Origin of the sequence: Kribbella sp. NPDC049584, assembly GCF_040675555.1 — a bacterium.
Lineage (GTDB): Bacteria > Actinomycetota > Actinomycetes > Propionibacteriales > Kribbellaceae > Kribbella.
The window spans coordinates 91,793-114,224 of the sequence record NZ_JBFAPF010000013.1 but is presented as its reverse complement, the minus strand read 5'-3'; the positions used below and the strand labels follow the sequence as shown (position 1 = coordinate 114,224).

The window sequence follows — 22,432 nt, the reverse complement described above, 5'->3', positions numbered from 1 at the left end:
CTGTTCGCGGCAATGTCGCATGCCTGACCCTGGCTGCATGACCAAACAGATCGACCAGGCCGCCGTCGCACACTTCGCGGAGCGGCTGGCGTACGAGACAGACGTGTCGGATGTTGCCTCGGACATCGGCGGCGGGGTGACGGGCTGGGTGCTGATCGACAGCCGCAGTCAGGAGAGTTGGGACCAGGGGCACGTACCCGGTGCGGTCCACCTGCCGACGAGGGAGATCGCGGCCCGCGCGGCGTCCGTCGTACCCGAAGGTGTGGCCGTCGTGACGTATTGCTGGGGGCCGGGATGCAATGGCGCGACCCGCGCTGCGCTGGAGTTCGCGAAACTGGGATATCCGGTCAAGGAGATGATCGGCGGGTTCGAGTACTGGACCCGCGAAGGGCTGCCGGTCGAGACCGCCGAAGGCATCGATCGCCGGCTACCGGATCCGCTCACCGCGCCACGCGGAGTTGCGTGCGCGTGCTGAAAACCCTGTAAATCTTGAGGTTTTACACAGATCGAACTCGCCGTGGCGAAACGCTGACTCTCTGTGCGTTACCCTCGTAGCGGGCGTGACGACGCCTCGACGCGAGGAGACAGTGTGACCGATCAGCCGGTGAACGACGGTGGGCTGGTCGCGCACGGGATCGACACCACGCGTCCGAGCGTGGCGCGGGTGTACGACTACGCCCTCGGCGGCAAGGACAACTACGAGTCCGACCGCGCGCTGTACCGGCAGATCATGAAGATCGCGCCGGAGACACCCGTCTGGGCCCGGGCGAACCGCGCCTGGCTCCGCGAGGTGATCACCTGGCTGGCCGACGAGGCCGGCGTACGGCGGTTCATCGACGCGGGCTCCGGCCTGCCGACCGCGGAGAACACCCACCAGATCGCCCAGAAGGTCAGCGCCGACGCCTCGGTGATCTACATCGACAACGACCCGTCCGTGGTCGCCCACGGACGGGCCCTACTGCTGGACAACGATCGGACGCACTTCACCGCCGCGGATCTGACCAAACCCGACGAGGTGCTGGCGGACCCTGGGATCAGGGACCTGCTGGCCGGCGGCGAGCCGGTCGCCTTGGTGATGGCGCTCATGCTGCACCACATCGCCGACTACGAGCAGACGCGGGAGATCGTCCACAAGTACGTCGACGCCTTGCCGCCGGGGTCGTATCTGGCGATCACGCACGCGTGCAACCCGGGCGACGGCGGCCCGGTCGACGTGCTCGTGACCGAGCTGCTCGAGAACGTGAAGGACGCGTTCCCGACCCTGGCGTTCCGCTCGGCCGAGCAGATCTCGTCGCTGTTCGGCGACCTGGAGATCCTCGAGCCGGGCGTCGTCCCGCTGGGCGAGTGGCACGTGCCCGGCGGCCGGGTCGAAGAGGAGCACCCGCCCGACATCCGCGACGCGATCTACGGCGCGGTCGGCCGCAAAGCCTCGAGCTAACCCCGGGACTGGCCCGAGAGCAGCCCGGAGCAGGCCGGGAACCAGCCCGGAACCAGCCTGGAGCTAGCTCAGGTTGGCCAGGTAGTCCGCGTTCCCGCGGATCGCGGCCTCGTAGCGCTTGATCTCGGCCGAGTCGACCTTGTCGGCGATCACCAACAGCAGCGTCGCCAGCGCCTTGTCGTTCTTCCCGGCAGCGTGCAGCGTCAGCGCCTTGAAGACCCTGAGCGAGTCCGATTCCGGGTACTCCGCGCACGCGTCCTTGAACACCGCCAGCGACTCGTCGAATCGGCCGAGATTGCGCAGCGTGCTGCCGTACTGCAGCAGGCACTTGCGGCGCGTCTCCCCGGTCAGCCCCGGCAGGGCCCGCTCGTAGTACCCGACTGCCTTCTCCTCCAGGCCGGCCGTGTCGTACGACCCGCCGACCTCGTAGAGCACGTGCGGGTTGTCCGGATGCTCGCTCAGCAGCTTCTCGAAGAAAGCGATCGTCGGGCCCATGTTCGCCCGGTCCCGCTTCGAGAACCCTTCCTCGATCGTCGCCGCCAGTTCCGGCGTGAGTTCTGTGGTCACAGCTCCATCATGCCGCGTCGGACTGGTCGGTACGTCCTTGCTGCCACGGCCAGGACCCGGAGATCTCCACTTCGAGCGCAAAGCTGAGCACGGTCCGGATCACCACGATCAGCCCGAGCACCAGCACGCTCTCGACGGAGGTCTCCACGATGATCGTGCGGACGATGTCCCCGACGATCAGGATCTCCAGGCCGAGGAGGATCACTCGGCCCAGGTTCACCCGCAGATCGCGGTAGCTACCCGCGCCCTGGCGGAACAGGTCGTACACGTACCGGAGGAGGACGGCGGCGAGGCCGATGGTCATGATGACCACGCCGGCGCCTTCGATCACGCGGGCGACCGCGGCGAACACCGACTCGAAGTCCACCCTCCAGAGGTACCAGTCAGGCGGCGCTCTCCGCACCCGCCTCGCCGGGGCAGATGTTCTGGTTGAGGTGGAAGACGTTCGCCGGGTCGTACGCCGTCTTCAGCGCCACCAGCCGCTCCAGCTTCGCCGGCGGGAACGCGCGCTGGATCGGGTCGCCGTTCAGCGTATTCACGTACGCCCCGCTCGCGTACGGCGCCAGCGTCGCGGCGTACTCGCGCAGCTGAGCGATCCGAGCCTGATCCTCGTCCGCGTCCTCCCACCGAGTAGCAGTGACGAACTCGAACAGCGTCTCGCGGTGGCTGAACGCCGCATCCCCATCCGGTACGTCGGCGATCGCGCCGCCGTACGCCTGCAAGCTCGCGGACGGACCCGGCGTACGCAGCAAGGCGCGGATCGCGTCGTCGGGCAGCGACTTGAAGTAGTGGCCCTTCCAGTAGCGCCGGTACCGGTGACCCTGAATGCTGTCGTCGCGGGTCTGCAGCTTGAGGTACGTCGTCTCCTCGACCACCTCGCCGACGACCGGCCCGAGCGCGCGGAGCGCCGGCAGCAGGCTGTACCCGCCCTCGCCGACCCACACGTATCCGACCGTCACCGAGTCCGGCTTGATGCTCGCAGTGAACGTCGCCTCGCGCGGCGCCTGCTCGTTCAGGTCACGCCACCCGCGCAGCACGTGGAAGCCTGCCGACGCCGGGTAGGTCAGCTCGACGATCAGCGCCCGCGTCCCGATCTCGTGGAGCTGGAACTCGAACCGTGTGACGATCCCGAAGTTCCCGCCACCGCCGCGCAGCCCCCAGAACAGCTCGGGGTTCTCGTCCGCACTGGCCCGGACAACCGAACCGTCCGCGGTCACGACCTCGTAGGACACGACGTTGTCGCAGGCCAGGCCGAACCGGCGGGCCAGCCACCCCATCCCGCCGCCGAGCGTCAGTCCGCCGACGCCGGTGTGCGAGACGTTCCCCGCGGTCGTCGCCAGTCCGTACTCCTGCGCCGCCTTGTCCAGCTCGCCGAGCAACGCGCCGCCCTGCACCCAGGCACGCTTCTGCGAGGGGTCCACATGTACTGCGTTCATCGGTGTCAGGTCGATCATCAGCCCACCATCGGGGACGGACAGGCCGGCGATGTTGTGACCGCCGCAGCGGACCGCAATCTCCAGCCCGGCCATGCGGCCGAACCGCACTGCCTCGACGACATCCGCGGTGCTCGAGCACCGGGCGATCGCGGCCGGACGGCGGTCGATCATCGCGTTCCAGACGGTCCGGGCCTCGTCGTAGCCGGCGTCGCCGGTGCGCAGCATCGTGGTCATCGCCCTCAACTCCCTGTCGTTCCTCTGTCGTTCTGGTCTGTCCACAACCCTGACAGCGAAGCGGTACTCCGATAAGGTCCAGTTGCGTGAGCCGAATGAGGACCAGTTCCGGGACCGGAGAGCTTCTGGTCGAGCTGCAGCGCGACAACGGCGTACCGCTGCATCAGCAGTTGGAGAGCGGGATCCGGACGCGGATCCGGGCCGGTCTGCTGCGGCCGGACACGGTGATGCCGTCTACCCGCGCGCTCGCGCAGGACCTCGGACTGTCCCGCGGCGTGGTCGTCGAGGCCTATCAGCAACTCGTCGCCGAGGGGTACCTGGTCAGCCGGGGCGGCGGCTATACGCAGGTCGCGGACATCGCCGTGGTCGAGCCGACGGCTGCGCTGAGGTCCGCGAGCGGTCCTCCGCGGATCGACTTCCGCTACAGCCGGCCGGACGTCTCGCAGTTCCCCCGCGCAGCCTGGCTCCGATCGATACGCCGGGTGCTGAACGAGACGCCGTACCGGAGCCTCGCGTACCTCGACGGTCGCGGCACGGTCGAGCTGCGTACTTCGCTCGCCGATTACCTCAATCGAGTCCGCGGTACGGCGGCGCGCCCGGAGAACATGCTGGTCTGCAACGGGTTCGCGCAAGGATCACGGCTGCTGCTGCAGGTGCTCGCGGCGCAGGGGTACAAGCGACTGGCCGTGGAGGACCCGTCCGACAACGACCTTCGTGAGGTTGCCGCGGCGGCGGGGCTCGAGACAATCGGCGTACCGGTGCTCGAATCGGGGGTCGATGTTGACGCGCTTGAGCGGTCCGGTGCCGATGTGGTGCTGGTGACCGCTGCCCATCAATTCCCGACAGGTGCCGTGACCTCGGCCGAGACGCGAGCGGCGCTGGTCGCATGGGCGACCAGCCGCGACGGGCTGGTGATCGAGGACGACTACGACGCGGAGTACCGCTACGACCGCGAGCCGATCGGCGCGATGCAGGGGTTGGCGCCGGAGCGCGTGGCGTACGCCGGGACGGCGAGCAAAACGCTTGCGCCCGGGCTGCGGCTGGGCTGGCTGATCCTTCCGGCCTGGCTGGTCGAACCGATGGCGCAGGCGAAGCTGATGGACGATCGCGGGTCGCCGGTGTTCGATCAGCTGGCGTTCGCGGACTTCGTGGCGCGGGGTGAGTTCGATCGGCACCTGCGGCGGATGCGGCCACGGTACCGGCTGTTGCGGGACACGCTCGTCGACGAACTGGCGGCGCGGATCCCGGAGCTCGAGCCGGTCGGGGTCTCGGCCGGTCTGCACGTGATGACGTTCCTGCCGCCCGACCTCACCGAGGACGCGGTGCGGGCGGCGGCGCTGGAGCGCGGGCTCGGCGTGTACGGGCTGGCGCCGTACTGGGTGGCCGGATCCGGGCCGGCCGGGCTGGTCTTCGGGTACGGCTCGCTCACCCAGAAAGAAGTTGTCGAGGGCATCGAACTGCTCGCGGACACGATCGCGGCGCTCCGCGGATGATGAATAAATATCCATTTCGTTGCAATTCGATCCGGACGGTTCTACTCTTGGTGAAGTGATCGCCGAAGCTCGCATGGATTCGCTGATGAACCAGGCCTGGCCCGCCGCCGACAACACAGAGCTGGACGGCTGGCTGGTCCGCCGCAACGCAGGCGTCACCCTCCGAGCCAACTCGGTGCTGCCCGCCAACGCACCGTTCGACGTCCAGCGAGCCTTGGACTACGTCGAAAACCTGTATCTCGCGCATGGCATCACGCCATCGTTCCAGATCAGCCCGGCGGTCCAGCCGAGCGACCTCGACGCCCACCTCGAAGCCCGTGGGTATGCCGCGCGCAACCCCACGCTCGTGCAGTGCGCGGCGCTCCCCGACGTACTCGCGAAGCTGCCCGTAACGGCGGACGAGGTGAATATTTCCACGACCCCGTCCGCCGCCTGGATGGACTGCTGGTGGAGCGTCGACGGCCGCGGCGGCACGGCCAACCGGACCACGGCCGAGCAGATCCTTGCCCGCGGCAAGGCTCTCTACGCGAGCATCCCCGACGGCGAGCAGGTGAAGGCGATCGGCCGGCTGGCGCTCGTCGACGACACCGCCGGCCTCTACTGCCTGGCCGTCGACGAACGCTTCCGGCGGCAGGGCCTCGCCTCCGCCGTCATCCGCGGTTTGTTGCAGGAGGCAACAGCCCGGTGGGTCTGGCTGAGCGTGCTGGAAGACAACACCCCGGCCCGCACCCTCTACGACAACCTCGGCTTCCGGACCGTCTCGCGGTACCACTACCGCGTCAAAGCGTGACCTTCTGCAGGTGATCGAGGACGACGAACTCGGCGCCGGTTCGCTCCACCGACCGGCGGAGTGGGGCCAGGTCGGTCCACGGGACGCCGGGGTCCTCGAGCGGCTTGTCGAAGTCGTCCCAGTGTGTCGCGATCACCTTGCGGACCGGCTTGATGGTCTGGAGCAAGCGGTCCGTGATCCCCGGTTCGCCTCCGGGGGCCGCGAAGATCGCGTCGACCTGCAGATCGCGCAAGGCGTTCGGGTCGAAGTTCGCCGTACTCAGGCTGAGGATGCGCAGGCCGCCGATCGTGATCACGAACGCGAGTGTGCCGCCCTCGACCAGGTCCTCGATCACGCGCGGACGCTGCGGAACGTCGTACCGATAGCCCGGGTACGCGTACGTGTGCCGCTTGCCGCCGCAGGAATGCAGCGACGGGAACACCTCGATCGAGAAGCCGTCGAACGGCAGGTACTCGCCGCCGCGGACCGGTGAGAGCAGGTCGTTCGGCGTTCGCATCGCACGGAGCAGGTTGGCGTGCGTCTCGGTGCATAGCACGGTCGCCTGCGTCTTCTGCGCGACATACGGTACGTCGGCCATGTGGTCGTAGTGCCCGTGATGGACCAGGATCGCGTCGGCCGTGCTCAGGTGCTTGTCGATCACCTCGGGCTTGATCACGAGCTTCGTCTTCGGGTCCGCACCTTCCGGCGTGAACGTCCCCGTCTTGAACCGGGTCAGCCACGGATCGGTCAGTACGACGCTCTTGCCGCACTTGAGCTGCCAAGCGTGTGTTCCGAACCAGGTCAGCTCGACCGGTTCGCGCTTGCCAGTCGGCACCGTCGGCACCGTCGGCGCCGTCGCTGCCTCACTCCGGCCTTCAAGGCCGACCACACCGGCCGCCCCGACCGCGGCGGCTCCAACCGCCGCCGCGCCGGTCAGCATTCCTCTCCGACTTACCTTCACGCTGTCTCCTCTGCTCGTCCTGGACCGTCAGTCAAGGCGAGCGGCGCAGCGGGTGTCGAATATGCTCTCAGGCATGAGGCGATTGTCTGGAGATATCACCGCAGGTCAGTCCGGTCATGGGGCCTCCCGGCCTGGACTGAGGAGCGGAGGGAGCGAAGCGACCGGAGCGACGAGGGAAGGCCGGGAGTTCCAGCCCCATGACCCGCCGCGACGGAGTCGCGGCAATTAATACAGTCATGCTGACTGAAAGGCATCTGCAGATTTTCATCGCGCTCGCCGAGGAACAGCACTTCGGCGACGCGGCCCGAGTCGTGGGCATCACCCAGCCGCCGCTGTCCCAGGGCCTGCGTCGCCTCGAGGCTCTTGTCGGCGCCAAGCTGTTCGAACGCGGGGCCGGCCGGGTCGAGCTCACTCCTGCCGGAGCCGCGCTCCTGCCGTATGCACGCCGCGCGCTGACCTCGATCGAAGAGCTGCATCAGGCCGCGGTCGACCGCGATCCCGAGGGGCCGGAGATTCGGCTCGGTCTGGCTCCCGAAGTCCCGCCCTCAGCCGGTGCTGCCGTGGCCGCCGCGTCCGGCGCGGTGATCCCGGGCAGCCGGGTCACGGTCGTCACCGCCTCGACGAGCTCACTCATCAACCAGGTCAATACCGGTCGGCTGACGTTGGCCGCCGTACTGCATCCCGTCGTACTGGATGGTTTGGAAGCAGGCCCGGTCTCGCTGCTTCCGACCTGGGCGCTCGCGCCGGCCGGGTTCGTGGACGACGAGGTCGTCGGGCTGCGGCAGCTCAAGGGGCTGCCAGTAGCGATCCGTCCGCGGACGGAGGCTCCGGCGGCCCGCGACCTGTTCCTGGACACGCTCGCCTTGCATCGACCCACCGGCGGCACGGTCGTCGTCACCGATGAGCGGGCCGGGCTGGCGATGGCCGCCGCTGGCCAGGCGATCGTGGTGACCGCCGACCCGGGATTGACGGCGCCCGGTGTGACCCGCCACCGACTGGCCGACAATCCGCTGCCGTTGCGGCTCAGACTCGTGTGGTCGAGGACGCGTACGCCGTTCCTCCGGCCGAACGACGTGATGGCGCAACTGACCGAGGCATTGGTGGCGTCGTGAACGCCCGCATCCGCGCGGTCTTCGAGGACGCCGGCGTACGCGGCTGGCTGCACGCGGTCGCGCTCGACGAGCCCGAGTCGACGGTCGAGGTCGACGCCGACGGCATCGTGCCGCTCGCTTCGGTGTACAAGCTGCCGTTGCTGGCCGGGTTCTGCCGGCTCGTGGATCTCGGCGAGATCGATCCGCGGCAGCAACTCACGCTCGACCCGGCCACGAAGACGAGCGGGCCTACCGGGTTGTCCACCTTCGCCGATCCGGTCACGGCATCGCTGCGAGACCTCGCGCTCTCCATGATGACGCTGTCCGACAACGCGTCCGCCGATGCGCTCCTGGATGTCGTCAGGCTCCCGCGATTGGCCGAGCTGCTCAGGTCCTTCGGTCTGCAACGGACCTGGGTACGCCGCGGTACCGCGGACAATCTGCGTGATCTGCAACGCCGTACCCGAAAGAACGATCCGGATGCGGCCCTCGCCGTACTGGCGGACAACGACCAGACCGATCCGGCCGGGGTTTACGAAGCGGCGAACGGGTCGGCGTCCAGCGCCCGCGAGATGACGCTGTTGCTGCGGCGGTTGTGGGCGGGCGAGTTGCTGTCGCCGGAGCAGACCGAGTTCGTCAAGGCGACGATGCATCGACAGGTGTTCATGCACCGGTTGGCGTCCGGCTTCCCGCACGACGGCGTACGTGTCGCGGGGAAGACCGGGACGTTCGGGGCGTTGCGGCACGAGGTCGGCGTGGTCACGCTGCCGGGCGGTACGGCGTACGCGATCGCCGTCTTCACGCTCGCCGCACGGGGCGACATCCGCCAGCCACGCGTGGACGCCGCGATCGGCCAGGCGGCCCGCCTGGCCGTCGATCTGCTGCGTTAGACGATCGCGAAGGCTTCGATCTCGAGGAGCACGTCGGGGTTGAACAAGGCCGCGACCTGGACGGCGGAGGCGGCCGGTTTGGTGCCGGGGATGTATCTGTCGCGCACTGCGCGGATCGCCGGCATGTGCGCCATGTCGGTGACGAAGATCGTCATCTTCGCGATGTCCTCGAAGGTCGCGCCGGCGGCGGCCAGACAGCGCTCGAGGTTCGCGAACACCTGCTCGGCCTGGGCGCCGGGATCACCGACGCCGACGAGTTTCCCGTCGGGGTCCAGGGCGACCTGCCCGGCGATCGCCACCCACTGCCCGTGACCGGTCACGACATGGCTGTAACCGTTGCCCGGGGCGACTCCAACCGCACGCGGATACTCCAGCTTGCTCATGCACCAGATATACCCCGGCAAGGGTTGAGAAACCGGTTTCCGTCGGGAGAGGATACGGGGGTGGGCCGGACACCGAAGGACTCGATCACGATCGCCGACGTCGCGCGGCTGGCGGAGGTGTCGCGGGCGACCGTGTCCCGGGTGATGAACGGACGGCTCAGTGTCGCACCCGAGATCGTCGCCCGGGTGCGCGCGGCCGCGGACCAGCTGAACTACCGGCCCAGCGACCTGGCCCGCAGCCTGTCCCTGGGCCGGACGAACATGGTCGCGCTGGTGGTCCCCGATCTGGGCAACCCGCTGTTCCAGCAGATCCTTCGCGGCATCACGAACGCGTCCGCGGCGGCCGGGTACCGGGTGCTGGTCGCCGAGACCGACGAGGACCCGGCCGCTGAGGCCGCGATCGCGATCGAGGCGCGGCGGCGGTGCGACGCGCTGATCATGGTCTCGCCGCGGATGGACGAGGAGGCGCTGCTCGAACTGTTGCCGCAGGTGCAGCCGGTCGTGCTCGTCAACAGGCAAGGGCCGGAGGACGTCGCGTCGGTGGTGGTCGACTACGGCCGCGCCGTACGAATCGTCGTCGATCATCTGGTCGGGCTGGGGCATCGGCGGCTCGCGTTCCTGTCGGGGCCGGCGGCGAGTGCGTCGAACACGCTTCGGCTGCGGGCGCTCGAGGTCGCCGAGCGGGAGATCCCCGGGCTGGACCTCGTCCGGCTCGAGTGTGGGCGGTCGATCGAGGACGGGTACGCCGCGGTGGAACGGGTGCTCGAGTCGCACGTGACCGCAGTGGTCGCGTTCAACGATCTGGTCGCGTTCGGTTTGCTGGCCAGGCTCAACGAGGTCGGTGTCGCCGTACCGGCTGATCTTTCCGTGACCGGGATGGACGACATCGGGCTGGCGCGATTCGCCGTGCCGTCGCTGACGACGGTTCGCGTGCCGCAGAAGGACCTCGGGGAGCTGGCGTGGCGGCGCTTGCACGCGTCGATCGCTGCACCGAACGGCGACGCGGACGACGTACCTGAGTTGCGGTTGGCGGTGCGCGCGAGCACGGGGCCAGTGCCGCAGCAGCCGCGGTTGCGTGGCGGTACTGCGCCTGGTCGGCTCGGGTGGCAGCAGCAGGGCGACATCTTCGCGCTCGGGAGCGATTCCGGGATGCTGGCGCGGTACGAGTTCGGGCGGCGGATGCCGCAAGTGCACGCGCCGCGGCCGTACCTGCACCCGGTCCGTACGCTCGGCGGCCACCCGTTGACCGAGGTGAGCCCGGTGGATCACCGGCATCACTACGGCGTCTCGCTCGCAGTACCGGTCGTCAACGGCACGTCGCACTGGGGCGGCCGGACGTATGTCCGCGGCCAGGGCCCGACCCTGCTGACCAACCACGGTCAGCAACGCAGCCGTGGTGTCACGGCCAACGAGCACGAGCTGATCGACGACATCACCTGGTACGACGAACAAGGCCGACCGCAGCTGGTCGAACGCCGTCGTCTCGCCGGAGAGCTGGCTGTCGGCGGCTGGCGACTCGACTGGCAGAGCGTCCTGACCGCGCGCTACGGATCGGTGCAGATCGAGAACCCGACCACGGCCGGTCGAGAAGGCGCCGCGTACGGCGGGATCTTCTGGCGACTACCTGTGGCCGATACGACGGTGCTTTCAGCTGATGGAGAGGGCCTCGATGCCGCGTTCGGTTCAACCAGTCCGTGGCTGGCCTTCGTCCAGGGTGACGTGACCGTGCTGCTGGTGCAGCCCGATGACGTACGGCGGTGGTTCCTCCGCACCGACTCGTATGTCGGCGCGTGCCCAGCCCTCGCCTGGGACAGTCCGCTCACGCTGCAACCCAACCAGGAGCTGAAGCTGTCGCTGACGGCGTTGTTGCTGGATCGCGCGATCAAGGTCGCCGAGGCTCATGATCTGGTCGGGAGGCTTCCGCGCGCCTAGCCTGTCAGCGAGGGGCGTGGAATGGAACCGAACAGGCTCGTCGCGGTGCTGGGGGCTACTGGACGTCAGGGTGGAGCGGTCGCCAGGCATCTGCTGGCCGACGGCTGGCGGGTTCGCGCGCTGACACGGAAGCCGGACTCCCTGCCCGGCCGCGCGCTGCAGGCAGCCGGCGCCGAGGTCGCGCCGTGCGACATGGCGGACACGCGATCGCTGCTCCCGGCCTTCAAGGGGGCCTACGGCGTCTATAGCGTCCAGAACCCGATGACTGCCGGCCATGAAGGCGAGGTACGGCAGGGTAAGAACGTCGCCGACGCTGCTCACGCCGCCGGCGTCCAGCACGTGGTTTACGGCTCGGCCGGACCAGGGTTACGTGGTACCGGCGTCGACTCCTGGGAATCGAAGCTCGTCATCGCGGACTACCTGCGCGACTCGGACCTGCCGCTGACCGTTCTCCGGCCGATGGCCTTCATGGAACTCATGACGCACAAGGATTTCTATCCGGCGGTCTCGGTCTGGCATGTGATGCCCAAGCTCGCCGGCGAGAGCACAAGGATCCCCTGGCTGGCCGTCGACAACCTCGGTGCGGTCGCCGCCCGGGCCTTCGCCGAGCCGTCCGTTTTCGCCGGAAAGGAGCTCGCGCTGGCGGCCGAGCTCCGTTCGATCGACGGGTGCCGGCGAGCCTGGGCCGACGCGAAGGGCCGACCGCCACGGAGCTTCCGGATGCCGGTCCGGCTCTTCGAACGGTTCGTGGGCACGGACCTGACCACGATGTGGCGCTGGCTGGCGGTCAACCAGGTCACGGTCGACGTCGCGGAGACCGCGAAGCTGGTGGGACACGTGACCACCGTCGAGGAGTTCCTCGCCTGAGCGCCGTCGTACGTCAGGACGTCGGCAGACCAGTTGTAGGCGACGACGCCAGCGCGGATTGCCAACGGCGAGGGACCCGCCCGGCGAGGCGTGCGGCTCGTCCCGCGGAGACGGCATCACGCATCGCGGCGGCCATCAGGGCGGGCTTCTCCGCACGGGTGACCGGGGTCGCGAGCATGACCGCGTCGCATCCGAGCTCCATCGCCAGCGCGGCGTCGCTCGCCGTACCGATCCCGGCGTCGACGATGACCGGCACCTCGGCCGCTTCCGCGATCAGCGCGATGTTGTGCGGGTTGCGGATCCCGAGCGCCGAACCGATGGGCGCGGCCAACGGCATGACGGCCGCACAGCCGGCCTGCTCGAGCCGGCGGGCCAGGATCGGGTCGTCGTTCGTGTACGGCAGCACGGTGAAACCGTCCGCCACCAAGGCTTCCACGGCGTCGAGCAGCTCGAACGGGTCGGGCAGCAGCAGGTGATCGTCGGCGACGACCTCGACCTTGATCAGGTCGGTCTCCAACGCCTCCCGCGCCAGCTTCGCGGTCAGCACAGCCTCGGCTGCGGTGTGGCAGCCGGCGGTGTTCGGCAGTACGTCGATGCTGTGCTTCTTGAGCACGTCGAGCACCGAGCCCTCGTGCCCCGTGCCGAGGCGGCGCATCGCGACCGTGGTCAACTGGGTGCCGGAGGCAATCAATGCCTCCTCCATCACTTCCAGATTGGCCGAACCGCCCGTGCCCATGATGAGTCGGGACGTGTAGGTCCGCCCGCCGAGCTCCAGTGGGTCATCCATGTCAGCCTCCCTGCGTCGCGCTGACGATCTCGACCCGGTCACCGGGCTGCAACGCGGTCTGCGCCCACTCGGCCTTGGTCAGCACGTTCTGATTCACCGCGACCGCGATCCCCGTGGTGCGATCGGAGTACTCCGTGATCAACTCGGCCACGGACTTGCCGGCCGGCACGTCAACCGCCGTACCGTTCACCCACACGGATTCCATCGCGCTTCCTCCCTACGCCGGAATTACCCGATTCAGGTTCAGCGGTCGGTGACGGCTAGTCACCCTCTCAGCCCACTCCATGCGAGCTCCCGCGGACCTCTCGACTATAGCGCCCTGGTGGCGATGGGCAGTTATCGTGACCAGAACTGCGCGGGGAGGGGAGCGTCTTGGCGAAGCGGGTCGCGATCTCGGACGTGGCTGCTCGGGCAGGGGTCAGTCCGACGACGGTTTCGCATGTCGTGTCGGGGCGACGGCACGTGTCGGAGGTGACGCGGGCTCGAGTGCGGTCGGTGATGGACGAGCTCGGGTGGGAGCCGAACCAGCTCGCGCGCAGCCTCCGGATGCAGCGGACCCAGACGATCGCGCTGATCGTGCCGGACATCACCAACCCGTTCTACCCGTCGGTCGCGCGTGGTCTGCTCGACGTGGTCAGCGAGCCCGGGTACCAGGTGCTGATCGGCAACACCGACGGCTCGCCTTCAGCCGAGAAGGATCTGGTCGCGCGGATGGTGACTCGCAGTGTCGACGCAATCGTGTTCGCCGGCTACTACAGCAAGGCGAGCGACGTGGCGGCCGCCGTCGAGGCGGGGATCCCGGTGGCACTGATGGGCGGGCGGAAGGCCTCGGCCGGGATCGACGTACTGACCTCCGACGACCTCGCAGCCGGAGAGATCGCAACGCGGTACTTGATCAGGCGCGGCTATCACCGGATCGGCTTCATCACCGGCGCCCTGGGGGACGGGCCGCCCGCAGATCGGGTGAAGGGCTACCGTCGCGCGCTGACCTCGGCCGGGCTGCGGTTCAACAGTCAGCTGGTCGTCCGCGAGGAGTTCTCCCGAGCCGGCGGCGCTGCGGGATTGCAGAAGTTGCTCGAACTGCGCAAACCGCCGCGGGCCGTGCTGTGTACGAACGACATGGTCGCGATCGGCGCCCTAGATGTCGCCCGCGCCCGCGGCCTTCGCGTGCCCGATGACCTTGCGGTGATGGGTTTCGACGACATCGAGGCGGCAGCGCTCATCTCGCCGTCGCTGACCACGATCGCGGGCGATCCGCGTGAGCAGGGTCGCGCGGTCGGCCGGGTCCTGCTGAGCAGGCTGGAGGGGACGGCCGCCAGCCTGCCGCAGCGCATTCTGTTCGCGCCTTCCGTCGTACCGCGGGAATCCGCCTAGGGCGCGCTGACCGACGTCACGGTCGAGCCCGAGATGTACGTCGGCCAGATGCCTACCGTGACCGTGATCTGGCCGTTCGCGTTAGGTGTCATCGTGCTGGTCAGACCGTAGAGGCTTGTGACCTGGACGGGTCCGGTCGCGTTGACCGTCACCGTCGTGTTGGATCCGGATGCGGCCCAGATCGCGCGGAACGGCGTACCGTCGTTCGCCGCGTAGACCTGGTCGATCAGCCCGTTGCCCGGATTCTCCTTGCCGAGGAACGTCGCGCCGCGGAGCTGACGTGCGGCTGTCGCATAGGCGACGTACGACGGCTTGGGGGTGTACTTACCGAGCGCGTCGGCCTCGTTGTGCACGAGCCCGAAGTTGTTCTCCGCCGCGGCCGGATCGATGCCGTCGTTCTTGAAGTCGTACATGTAGAACCGGTCGACGTCGTGCCCGGGAACGTTGAGCATCTCGCGCGCCATGTACATCGCCTGCGTGGGCTCGTCGACCGGTACCGCGCTGCCGGAGCCGGTGTACCAGCCGGCCTCGGTGATCCAGATCGGTTTGTCGACGCCTCCGTTGTACTGCCGGATCGTCGCGCGCACCTGATCGATCGCAGTACCGAGACTCTCGGGCGCGTGCAGGAAGTTGTACGGGTGGATGGACACGACGTCGAGGTACTTCAAACCGCCGAGCTGGCAGAAGGTCGTGAACCAGTCCTGCTGCGTCACGTCGGTGTCACCGCCGCCGACGATGGTGAGATCAGGGTGCGTGGCCTTCAGCTTCGTGTACGTCGCCTTGAGCAGTGCCAGGTAGCTGTCGGGGGATTTGTTCGCCGGACCGGCCGCGTTGACGTCCCACTCGTTCCACACGGCCAGGTTGTGGATCTGCGGGTACTGGTTCGCGAGCGCGTTGGCGTAGTTGGCGAACGCGGTCCGGCCGGCGTCGGTGTACGGCGCGTTGAAGAGCTGATCGGGGCAGTCGTAGAGGCAGTTGCCGTAGTCCGCGACCATGAGCGGGTCGAGACCGTTCGACTGGTACGACTGCAGGTAGGTCGTCACCTTGGCCGGGAAGGCGTAGGTGCCGGGTGTGGTCTCGGCGGCGGACCAGTACGCCTCATCTCTCGCCGTTCGAGCACCGGCCTGGCTTACCAACGGGATCACGTCAGGCGCCCAGGAGCCGGCGAAGTGCGTGCCGACTCCGTTGTACGTCGTGGGCGTGGTTGCCGCGACCGCGTCCACGTTGACGGAGGCCGTCGTACCGCCGCCGCTGATCAGGCTCTTGTCCAGCGTGAGCATGATCGCCTTGGCCGGACCGTGCCAGAGGCCGTCGTCGGCGCCGCCGAAGTGCAGGTAGCCGATGCCCCCGTTGAAGGTGGTGACATTGAGCTGCTGCCACGCCGTGGAGCCGGAGAGCGTGAGCCGTTGCTGGTGGACCTGGCCGGTCGCGTCGGTCAGCCGGAGACCGATGGCTGATAACTGGCTCGTCTTCACCCAGAGGCTGAGCGCGGCCAGGTCGATCGGGACGAGGTTGCGCTGGATCGCGACGTAGTTTCCGCCGCCCGTGAAGTCACCAGAGAGCTTCGCGGACTGCGCGCCGGACTGCGGACCGGTCGTGTCGTAGGTGAGGTTGCCGGTCGCGCCGGGGAACTCGCTGCCGGGATAGAACGACCAGCCTTCCGCCGCGCTCTCGTAGTTGCCGAGCGGTGTCGTCGGCTTGGTCGACAGGGCGTTCAGGCTCAGGTCGTCGATGCTCACGCTGCTGCTCGTCGCGCCGGTGATCGCGCCCTTGTCGAGAACGATCTCGAGGCCCTTGGCGGGACCGTGCCAGACGCCGTCGTTGGCGCCGCCGAAGTGGACGTACTGCTTGCCGCCGTCGAACCGGGTGACACCGAGCGGCTGCCAATCAGTTGCCCCAGACAACGTTAGGCGCTGCTGATGGACCTGGCCGGTGGAGTCGGTGATGCGGAACGTGAGGAAGGACAGGTTCGGGGACTTGGCCCAGAAGCTGACGCTGGAGGCGTTGACCGACGGGAGGGTGCGGTTGACGCTGACGTAGGCACCGCCGGCGCTGAAGTTCCCGGACAGTTTGCCCGAGCTTGTGCCGGAGTGGTTGTCGGTGGTGTCGAGTGCGAAGCTTCCCGTTGCGCCAGGGAACTCGCTGCCTGGGTAGAAGGTCCAGCCTTCCGCGGTGTTCTCGAAATCGCCGACCCGGTTGGTGGTGAGGCCGGCGATCGACGCCGTACTGAGCGGGCTGAGGATCGCGAAGGTGGTTTGTGCGCTGACCGTGCCCGCCTGGACGGTCAGCTTGTACCAGCCGCGGGTGGTGACCGAGACCTGCAGCGTGCTCGCGGCGGCCTGGCTGCCGGTGGCGACGACGGTGCCGTTGACGTCGGCCGCCGACCAGTTCACCGAGGACGCATCGGTGCTGAGGCCGATCTTCACCGGCTGGCCGTCGGTGAACACGTTGCCCAGGGTGAGGGGAGTGAGGGCGAGGGTCGCCGCGTGGGCCGGGGCTGTGGTGCCGATGGTGCCGAAGCAGAGGAGGAGAACTCCGAGAACGATGGCAAGACTACGTCTCATGCCGACTCCTTGAATCAGGGCGGTGTAGGTGAGACGTCGGCTGCCACGACGTGATGCAAATCGATTTGTACTATCGCTGTGGGTGATCGCGGTGTCAACAGCTCGCCACCGCCTGCCTCAGCTGAGGTTGGCTCCGGTGAGGAGGGCGGCGAGCTCGGTGGGTCGGTACAGCACCTGCTTGCCGGTGCGTTGCGGCTCGACGAGACCGGTCCGGCGGAGCAGCTGGAGATGCTGGCTCACCGCCGACGGGGTCACCTTCAGCTCGCCCGCCAGGTCGGTCGTGGTGCGCGGATGCGTCAGCAGCTCGAGAATGTGTGCGCGCGGCGTACCGATCAACTGGGCCAGGTCCTGCTGCGATGGTGGTTCGACGACTGACCACAGGTTCGCTTGGCCGCGTGGCGGGTAGCCCAGAATCGGTTCGGCTCCTGGGTCGAATGGGATGACCGCGTGCGGGCCGAACAGGCTCGGCTGGAGCACGAGTCCGCGGCCGTCGACAGCCTCGGTCCGGCTCACGGCCGCTACGCGGTCGACCTTCAGCAGTCCGTCTGCGTAGGTGATCGCCGGTGCCAGTCCGTTGAGCATGGCGCCGGTGCCGTGCTGGGTGAGGACGTGGCCGCGGTAGCTGATGTCTGCCGAGAGCAGGGTGCGCATCCGGTCCCAGTACGGCGCCATCATGGCGTCCCAGTACTGACGCAGGGCCTCGATGACCTTGTCGATGGTCAGAGTCAGATCGGCCGGGAGCTCGCCGTGCACCGCCACGACCTGCCGCTCGAACGTTTCGCGGTCCACCTCGGCGATCACCTGCAGCTCGTCGGCGAGCTGGGTGAGCGGGGAGGTTGGTCGTGGCGTCAGGAAGTCCGGGCTTCCCATCGTGTCGTTGACGAGCCACCGCAGTACCTCCCAGTCAAGCTCCGCCACGCGAGGCTGGACCGCCCTGATCCAGCCCAGCTGCAACGGGAACCGGCCCGGCTCCCGCAACGCGCGCAACGACAACACCATCTCCGCGACCGGCGAGACCGCAAACCGCACCTCCGCCAGATCACGCGAAGTCAGCTTGTAAGTCAGCACCACAGTCCCTCCGCCGATGTAGCCCGATCCTAAATCGGCGGTGCTACTCAGGAGGGGCCGTTGCCGTACCCGAGGTCGTTGGCGATGTCGAAATTCTCCGACCCGTACTGCGCCTGCGGCTCGGCCACGTCCGTCCCCAGGTCGAAGCCGACCTCGCTCTCTTCCTCAGCCAGATCCGGGTCGACCTCATCCGGTTCGCGATCACTCATAACCCCTCCTAGCTCCCGTCGTACGACGGCAGTATGAACCACCTGTCCGACGCCGAGGTGACGAGTCCGGAATTGTCGGTGGCTCCTGGAATTGTCGGTGGCTGATGGAAGGGTCGGTGCCGACTTCACGAGTGGAGGAAGCATGGGTTTTCGCACGATGGAGGACGACGAGGCAGCCGAGTTTCTGGCGCAGCCGCTGGTTGCTGTGCTGGCGATCGACGATCCGGGCTGGTCGCCGCATGTGACGCCGGTGTGGTTTCACCACCTGCCGGGCGAGAACAGATTCCAGGTGATGACGCCGGCGAAGTCGAAGAAGGCCAGGCTGCACCGCGAGGGCTCGGGCGAGTTGTCGCTCTCGGTCCAGACAGCCGACGGACCGACCGCGAAGTACGTCAATATGCAAGGTGTTGCCCGGCTGCTTCCGCTGAGCCCCGACCTGCTCAACGCGATGGTGGAGAAATATCTGCCGAAGGAGTTCCGCGCGGCGTACCTGGCCGATCCGCCCGAGGACTCGATGTTCGACATCACCCCGCGACGCATCACCACGGGGGTCATCGGCTGACACTTCGACTCGCTGTCTCGTCGTACCCGGCATGACGACGACACTCAACCAGCTCACCGGTGACTACGTACTCGACGCCGCGCGGACGCGGATCGGGTTCGTCGCGCGCCACCGGATGGCCACCCGGGTACGCGGGCAGTTCGACGTGTTCGAAGGCGCCGTACACCTGGACGGCGACGAGCCGGCCAGGTCGAGCGCGCAGCTCACGATCCGGGCGGAGAGCATCGAGACCGGCAATCCGCGGCGCGATGCCCAACTCCGCAAGGATTTTCTCGGCGCGGCGACGTACCCGATCATTACCTTCGTGTCGACGAAGGTCTCGCAGGTCTCCTCATCGGCGTTCGAGGTGACGGGCGACCTGACGATCCGCGGCATCACCCACCCGGTAACGGTCCCGTTCGAACTCGTCTCCACGCCCACCGACGACATCGCCTTCGCAGCCGCGCTGACGATCGAACGCGCCCACTGGCAGGTCAACTGGAACGCTTTCACCACAGCCTTGGTCAGCCCAACCGTCCTCCTAGACCTCCAGGTCTTCGTCGCCCCTTAATCCTCGCAGGCAATCCCGTCGTGATCGGAATCCAGACGGTAGATATCCGTACCGATCACCTCGATCGGCCCAGCGACGTACTCCGGCCCGTTCCCACTCCCACCCGAACAGTCCACATCACTCGCAATCGGAACGCACCCGGAGTAGTTCGGGTCGCAGCCCGAGGACTGTTCCGGCTCGTCGACCTTCGTGCCGACGGCGGTGATCTGCGTACGCGGCTCCTTGGCAACTTCCTGCCTGAGCAGGTGTTTCGCCGTCTGTACGCCGTCCACGAACGTCACCCGGTAGGTCAGTCGACGCGTGCCGTTGACGCCTGCGGTCCGGATCCTCTTCTCGCCCTTCGGCAGCGAGTCGTCGGTGACCGTTTTCTTCGTGAACGGGATGGTGCGCAGCTCGACGACCTCCTTCGACGTGGTCGTAGTCGTCGGCGTCGGTGTCGGTGTCGGTGTCGGTGTGGCCTTGGTGATCGGCTTGGGCGCGGTCGTGGGTTGGCTGATGATCGGTGACGGTTGCGGTGTGTTGGTGACGTGGACGCTGGCGATCGCGGCCGGCTGGCCGTCAGTCGTACCCGAATCGGCTCCACATCCAACGGCGAGGACGCCGACCGCTGTGATCAGCGCAGCCCGAATGAATGACACGGTGTTCCCCCCACCCGCCGTCGGTTCCCCCCGCGGCGGGATTGTCAGCACCCGGACAACCCGGGCGAATTCTGATCTGTACCACCATCCCGAACGGCGGCGCGAGGGCTCACGGCGGACCGCGTTGGTTTTGTGACCTACCGTGTAGTACCGCCCTCGGATCAGTGATAGGCGCCTGACAGCAGATGCGAGCCGATCGGGCTGATCGTGTGCCGCACGGCGCCACCCGCGCGCCGCGTAGTCACCAGCCCGGTCCGGTGCAGCACGCGTGCGTGCTCGCTCGCGGAGGCCAGCGAGATCCCGGCGCGAGCCGCGAGTTCGCTGGTCGAGCACGCGCCGGCCGAGATGGTCCGCAGTACCGCCACCCGCGTCCGCCCGAGAAGATCCGCGACGGCGCGCTCGGGATCGGCGTACTGCTCGATCGGCGCGGCCCAGGCCGGGTCGTGCTGCACCGGATAGACGAGCACCGGCGGAAGACTCGGGTCGGCGGGCATGATCGGGTGCCGCCAGCAGAAATACGACGGCACCAGCCGGAGCCCACGCCCGCCGAGCTCCAGTTCGCGATCGATGTGCCCCATATCGACGTGCAGGTACGGCGGTTGCCACTGCAACACCGGATGCAACGTCCCCGCGAGCGACTCGAACCCGCCGGTCGTCACGGTGTCGCTGTGCACCTTCACATCCCGGCTGATCATCGCGTTGATGACCGGCATCAGCGGCGCGATATTCGTCCGATGAAAATGCTTCAGCCCATGACAGAGCTTCGCCAGTACGTCGTGATCGCCGGCCGCGAGGCGCCGCGTCCAATTCGGCAACCGCACCTGCTCAGCCAAGATGCTCAACTCGGCCGCGATCCGCCCCGGAGGCGTCGCCGCGACCGCCGCCAGCCCCGCCTCCAACCCGTCCGCGGACTCGGCCGGCGTCAGAAAGTCCGGCGAGTACCCGACCGGCTGCGCCAGCACCATCAACTCCCGCTCGAGCGCCGTCAGTCGCGCCCGAGTCCGCAGCCGCCACGCCCCGAACACCTCAGGCTCGTCATCGGTCTGCACCATATGCATCCCGAGCAACACTTCCCACAACGGATCCGGCTCCCGCGCGATCGTCGTACGAGCCAGATCAGCACACCCGAACTCGATCCGAAAACCCACAACGTGTTCCTCCCCCGAGGATCAGCAGTCTCACCCTGCCCCAACTCCACTACACACCGTAAGCGCCCCCAGGGTCACCCCCCACCCAAGCAATCCCACCCCAAACCTGACACACTGTTCCCCTCACCAACTGAGGGCCTCTAGCTCAACTGGCAGAGCAGCGGACTTTTAATCCGCGGGTTGTGGGTTCGAGTCCCACGGGGCCTACCAAACACGCAGGTCAGAGCACACATGACCGCGGCTACCACTTGCTCAGCCCACACGTTTGCCACCTCTTTCGTCGCCTGACACCTGGTCATGGCCTGTACCGAGCACCGCGTTCAACGCATCGACGGCCTGCGCATTGCGGATCTTGCGGCCGAGGTACCCGTCCTGCGTCATCGAGACCCGGCTGTGCCCCAGCTGGTCGGCGATCTGTCGAGCGGAATGGCCGGCGGCGTCCAGGAGCGTCGCGAGCGTCTTGCGGAAGTTGTGTGACTTGACCCACTCGAGGGAACCGATCTGCGCTCGGACGTCACGAAGGTCTCGCAGGGTGTTGTTCGGATCGCGGAAGCCGCCAATGCCGTCGGGAAACACCGGCCAATCCGGCTGCACGCCTGCCGCGAAGCGCCGACGAAGCATGTCGAGAGCGCGCTGAGGAAGGCCGAGGGTTCGTTCGCCAGCCTCAGACTTCGTTGGCCCCCGAACGAGGCCTTGGCCAGTCACCCGACCGAGTGTCCATTCGATGTCGACGACATGAGCCGACAGGTCGACGTCTTCCCAGACCAGTGCCAGTGCTTCGCCAATGCGGACGCCGGTGCTCAACATGAACAAGGTCAAGTCAGCTATGTCCTTCCGGACCGCGAGTTCGTTTTCGTAAACCTCGTTCAGCCAGAGCTCGACTTCTTCGACCGTGAGCGCCCGGGCGAGCTTCTTCTTCCGGGGTGTCTCGATTCGACGAATCTCACGAACGGGATTGGCGTCGAGAGATCCACTCCGAACGGCAAGGCCCATGACACCTGACGTCACGCTCCGGCAAAGCTTGGCAGTGGGAACGCTGACCTGCGTCTTGACCCTGTGGATGAAAGTGTCAACGCGTGCTGTGGTCACCTCAGAGAGCCGCAGTTCACCCAGCGCCGGAAGGACATATTTCTCCAGGATCAACTTGTAGCTCTGAACGGTTCGAGGCGAACGCGATCCGCCGCTAACGAGTTCTTCGATCTCTTGGACCCACGCGTCGGCAACATCACCGAATCGGTGACCTGGTGTCCACTCGCCGGCCTGGCCCATCTTGGCGCGCTCCATCAGAACGGCCTGCAACTTCGAGATCGCGGCTCCCTTGGTCTTACCACGCCGCTCGACGCGCACGAGCTTCCCGTTGAAATCGCGGAAGTTGGTGATTGCTCGGTATGCCTTGCGACCCTTGGAGTCCTTGACCTCGTGTGTCCGGATGATCCCCCAGGTACCGATCGACAGCAGCTCACGGGACATG

Annotated in this window: 24 protein-coding genes, 1 tRNA gene and 1 riboswitch; of the genes, 12 read left to right on the top strand and 13 right to left on the bottom strand. The window is 67.5% G+C overall.

Annotation, left to right across the window (positions count from 1 at the left end; genetic code table 11):
• The first annotated feature begins 37 nt into the window (after positions 1–37).
• Positions 38–475 carry a rhodanese-like domain-containing protein gene (locus AB0J62_RS34750; RefSeq protein WP_363880570.1) on the top strand — a complete coding sequence of 146 codons (438 nt, stop codon included), beginning with the start codon at positions 38–40 and terminating at the stop codon, positions 473–475.
• 114 nt (positions 476–589) lie between these two features.
• Entirely contained in the window at positions 590–1,438 is an 849-nt protein-coding gene (locus AB0J62_RS34745) for an SAM-dependent methyltransferase (RefSeq protein WP_363880567.1), read from the top strand.
• A 63-nt stretch (positions 1,439–1,501) separates the two neighbouring features.
• Here the strand turns inward: AB0J62_RS34745 and AB0J62_RS34740 are convergent, their stop codons facing one another.
• Genes AB0J62_RS34740 through AB0J62_RS34730 form a run of 3 tightly spaced genes read right to left on the bottom strand, consistent with a single transcriptional unit; the run spans position 1,502 to position 3,675 of the window.
• Positions 1,502–2,005 (bottom strand): tetratricopeptide repeat protein, encoded by a 504-nt coding sequence (locus AB0J62_RS34740; protein WP_363880564.1) that lies wholly within the window; start codon positions 2,003–2,005, stop codon positions 1,502–1,504.
• A 7-nt stretch (positions 2,006–2,012) separates the two neighbouring features.
• The gene (locus tag AB0J62_RS34735; protein ID WP_363880561.1) at positions 2,013–2,372 is read right to left on the bottom strand and encodes a DUF1622 domain-containing protein; all 360 of its coding nucleotides are present in this window, start codon (positions 2,370–2,372) and stop codon (positions 2,013–2,015) included.
• A 16-nt stretch (positions 2,373–2,388) separates the two neighbouring features.
• Positions 2,389–3,675 (bottom strand): FAD-binding oxidoreductase, encoded by a 1,287-nt coding sequence (locus AB0J62_RS34730; protein WP_363880558.1) that lies wholly within the window; start codon positions 3,673–3,675, stop codon positions 2,389–2,391.
• A 95-nt stretch (positions 3,676–3,770) separates the two neighbouring features.
• Here AB0J62_RS34730 and AB0J62_RS34725 point away from each other — a divergent pair, with 95 nt between their 5' ends.
• Together AB0J62_RS34725 and AB0J62_RS34720 are read left to right on the top strand one after the other, a co-directional pair.
• Positions 3,771–5,168: a PLP-dependent aminotransferase family protein gene (locus AB0J62_RS34725; protein WP_363880555.1), complete on the top strand. Its 1,398-nt coding sequence runs from the start codon at positions 3,771–3,773 to the stop codon at positions 5,166–5,168.
• Positions 5,169–5,223: 55 nt separating this feature from the next.
• Positions 5,224–5,958: an N-acetyltransferase gene (locus AB0J62_RS34720; RefSeq protein WP_363880552.1), complete on the top strand. Its 735-nt coding sequence runs from the start codon at positions 5,224–5,226 to the stop codon at positions 5,956–5,958.
• Here AB0J62_RS34720 and AB0J62_RS34715 read toward each other — a convergent pair.
• Positions 5,948–6,898: an MBL fold metallo-hydrolase gene (locus AB0J62_RS34715; protein WP_363880549.1), complete on the bottom strand. Its 951-nt coding sequence runs from the start codon at positions 6,896–6,898 to the stop codon at positions 5,948–5,950. The genes AB0J62_RS34720 and AB0J62_RS34715 overlap by 11 nt on opposite strands.
• A gap of 236 nt (positions 6,899–7,134) precedes the next feature.
• On the opposite strand from AB0J62_RS34715, the gene AB0J62_RS34710 reads away from it, so the two are divergent.
• Both AB0J62_RS34710 and AB0J62_RS34705 read left to right on the top strand, forming a co-directional pair.
• Entirely contained in the window at positions 7,135–8,010 is an 876-nt protein-coding gene (locus AB0J62_RS34710; RefSeq protein WP_363880546.1) for a LysR family transcriptional regulator, read from the top strand.
• Complete coding sequence (locus tag AB0J62_RS34705) at positions 8,007–8,879, top strand: serine hydrolase (RefSeq protein ID WP_363880543.1); 873 nt, start codon at positions 8,007–8,009, stop codon at positions 8,877–8,879. Before AB0J62_RS34710 ends, AB0J62_RS34705 begins: the two co-directional genes overlap by 4 nt.
• On the opposite strand, the gene AB0J62_RS34700 is transcribed toward AB0J62_RS34705, so the two are convergent.
• The gene (locus AB0J62_RS34700) at positions 8,876–9,262 is read right to left on the bottom strand and encodes a RidA family protein (RefSeq protein WP_363880540.1); all 387 of its coding nucleotides are present in this window, start codon (positions 9,260–9,262) and stop codon (positions 8,876–8,878) included. The two genes, AB0J62_RS34705 and AB0J62_RS34700, sit on opposite strands and share 4 nt — an antisense overlap.
• A 60-nt stretch (positions 9,263–9,322) precedes the next feature.
• Here AB0J62_RS34700 and AB0J62_RS34695 point away from each other — a divergent pair, with 60 nt between their 5' ends.
• Positions 9,323–11,194 carry a DUF6807 family protein gene (locus tag AB0J62_RS34695; RefSeq protein WP_363880537.1) on the top strand — a complete coding sequence of 624 codons (1,872 nt, stop codon included), beginning with the start codon at positions 9,323–9,325 and terminating at the stop codon, positions 11,192–11,194.
• A 21-nt stretch (positions 11,195–11,215) separates the two neighbouring features.
• Positions 11,216–12,061: an NmrA/HSCARG family protein gene (locus tag AB0J62_RS34690; protein WP_363880534.1), complete on the top strand. Its 846-nt coding sequence runs from the start codon at positions 11,216–11,218 to the stop codon at positions 12,059–12,061.
• 13 nt (positions 12,062–12,074) lie between these two features.
• Here the strand turns inward: AB0J62_RS34690 and AB0J62_RS34685 are convergent, their stop codons facing one another.
• Together AB0J62_RS34685 and thiS are read right to left on the bottom strand one after the other, a co-directional pair.
• The gene (locus AB0J62_RS34685; RefSeq protein ID WP_363880531.1) at positions 12,075–12,848 is read right to left on the bottom strand and encodes a thiazole synthase; all 774 of its coding nucleotides are present in this window, start codon (positions 12,846–12,848) and stop codon (positions 12,075–12,077) included.
• A gap of 1 nt (position 12,849) precedes the next feature.
• Positions 12,850–13,053, bottom strand: a complete 204-nt coding sequence (thiS, locus tag AB0J62_RS34680) for a sulfur carrier protein ThiS (protein ID WP_134105784.1) — start codon at positions 13,051–13,053, stop codon at positions 12,850–12,852.
• Positions 13,046–13,156, bottom strand: a riboswitch (TPP riboswitch). It overlaps the preceding gene by 8 nt.
• A 64-nt stretch (positions 13,157–13,220) precedes the next feature.
• Here thiS and AB0J62_RS34675 point away from each other — a divergent pair.
• Positions 13,221–14,222: a LacI family DNA-binding transcriptional regulator gene (locus tag AB0J62_RS34675; RefSeq protein ID WP_363880526.1), complete on the top strand. Its 1,002-nt coding sequence runs from the start codon at positions 13,221–13,223 to the stop codon at positions 14,220–14,222.
• On the opposite strand, the gene AB0J62_RS34670 is transcribed toward AB0J62_RS34675, so the two are convergent.
• The 3 genes from AB0J62_RS34670 to AB0J62_RS34660 all read right to left on the bottom strand — a co-directional run bounded on the left by AB0J62_RS34670 (position 14,219) and on the right by AB0J62_RS34660 (position 18,063).
• Positions 14,219–16,786, bottom strand: a complete 2,568-nt coding sequence (locus AB0J62_RS34670) for a glycosyl hydrolase (protein ID WP_363880523.1) — start codon at positions 16,784–16,786, stop codon at positions 14,219–14,221. The genes AB0J62_RS34675 and AB0J62_RS34670 overlap by 4 nt on opposite strands.
• Before the next feature lie 117 nt (positions 16,787–16,903).
• The gene (locus AB0J62_RS34665) at positions 16,904–17,857 is read right to left on the bottom strand and encodes a DUF5937 family protein (RefSeq protein ID WP_363880520.1); all 954 of its coding nucleotides are present in this window, start codon (positions 17,855–17,857) and stop codon (positions 16,904–16,906) included.
• Positions 17,858–17,901: 44 nt separating this feature from the next.
• Entirely contained in the window at positions 17,902–18,063 is a 162-nt protein-coding gene (locus tag AB0J62_RS34660) for a hypothetical protein (protein WP_363880517.1), read from the bottom strand.
• A 142-nt stretch (positions 18,064–18,205) separates the two neighbouring features.
• On the opposite strand from AB0J62_RS34660, the gene AB0J62_RS34655 reads away from it, so the two are divergent.
• Complete coding sequence (locus tag AB0J62_RS34655; protein WP_363880514.1) at positions 18,206–18,625, top strand: pyridoxamine 5'-phosphate oxidase family protein; 420 nt, start codon at positions 18,206–18,208, stop codon at positions 18,623–18,625.
• A gap of 31 nt (positions 18,626–18,656) precedes the next feature.
• Entirely contained in the window at positions 18,657–19,175 is a 519-nt protein-coding gene (locus AB0J62_RS34650; protein WP_363880511.1) for a YceI family protein, read from the top strand.
• Here AB0J62_RS34650 and AB0J62_RS34645 read toward each other — a convergent pair.
• Complete coding sequence (locus tag AB0J62_RS34645) at positions 19,172–19,813, bottom strand: G5 domain-containing protein (RefSeq protein ID WP_363880508.1); 642 nt, start codon at positions 19,811–19,813, stop codon at positions 19,172–19,174. The two genes, AB0J62_RS34650 and AB0J62_RS34645, sit on opposite strands and share 4 nt — an antisense overlap.
• Positions 19,814–19,974: 161 nt before the next feature.
• A complete protein-coding gene (locus AB0J62_RS34640; protein ID WP_363880505.1) occupies positions 19,975–20,961 on the bottom strand; it encodes a winged helix-turn-helix domain-containing protein in 987 nt (328 codons plus the stop codon).
• 134 nt (positions 20,962–21,095) lie between these two features.
• Between AB0J62_RS34640 and AB0J62_RS34635 the strand changes: the two genes are divergently transcribed.
• Positions 21,096–21,171, top strand: a tRNA-Lys gene (locus tag AB0J62_RS34635).
• A gap of 42 nt (positions 21,172–21,213) precedes the next feature.
• On the opposite strand, the gene AB0J62_RS34630 is transcribed toward AB0J62_RS34635, so the two are convergent.
• Positions 21,214–22,431, bottom strand: coding sequence for a tyrosine-type recombinase/integrase (locus tag AB0J62_RS34630; protein ID WP_363880501.1), 1,218 nt, complete (start codon positions 22,429–22,431; stop codon positions 21,214–21,216).
• Position 22,432: the final 1 nt, after the last annotated feature.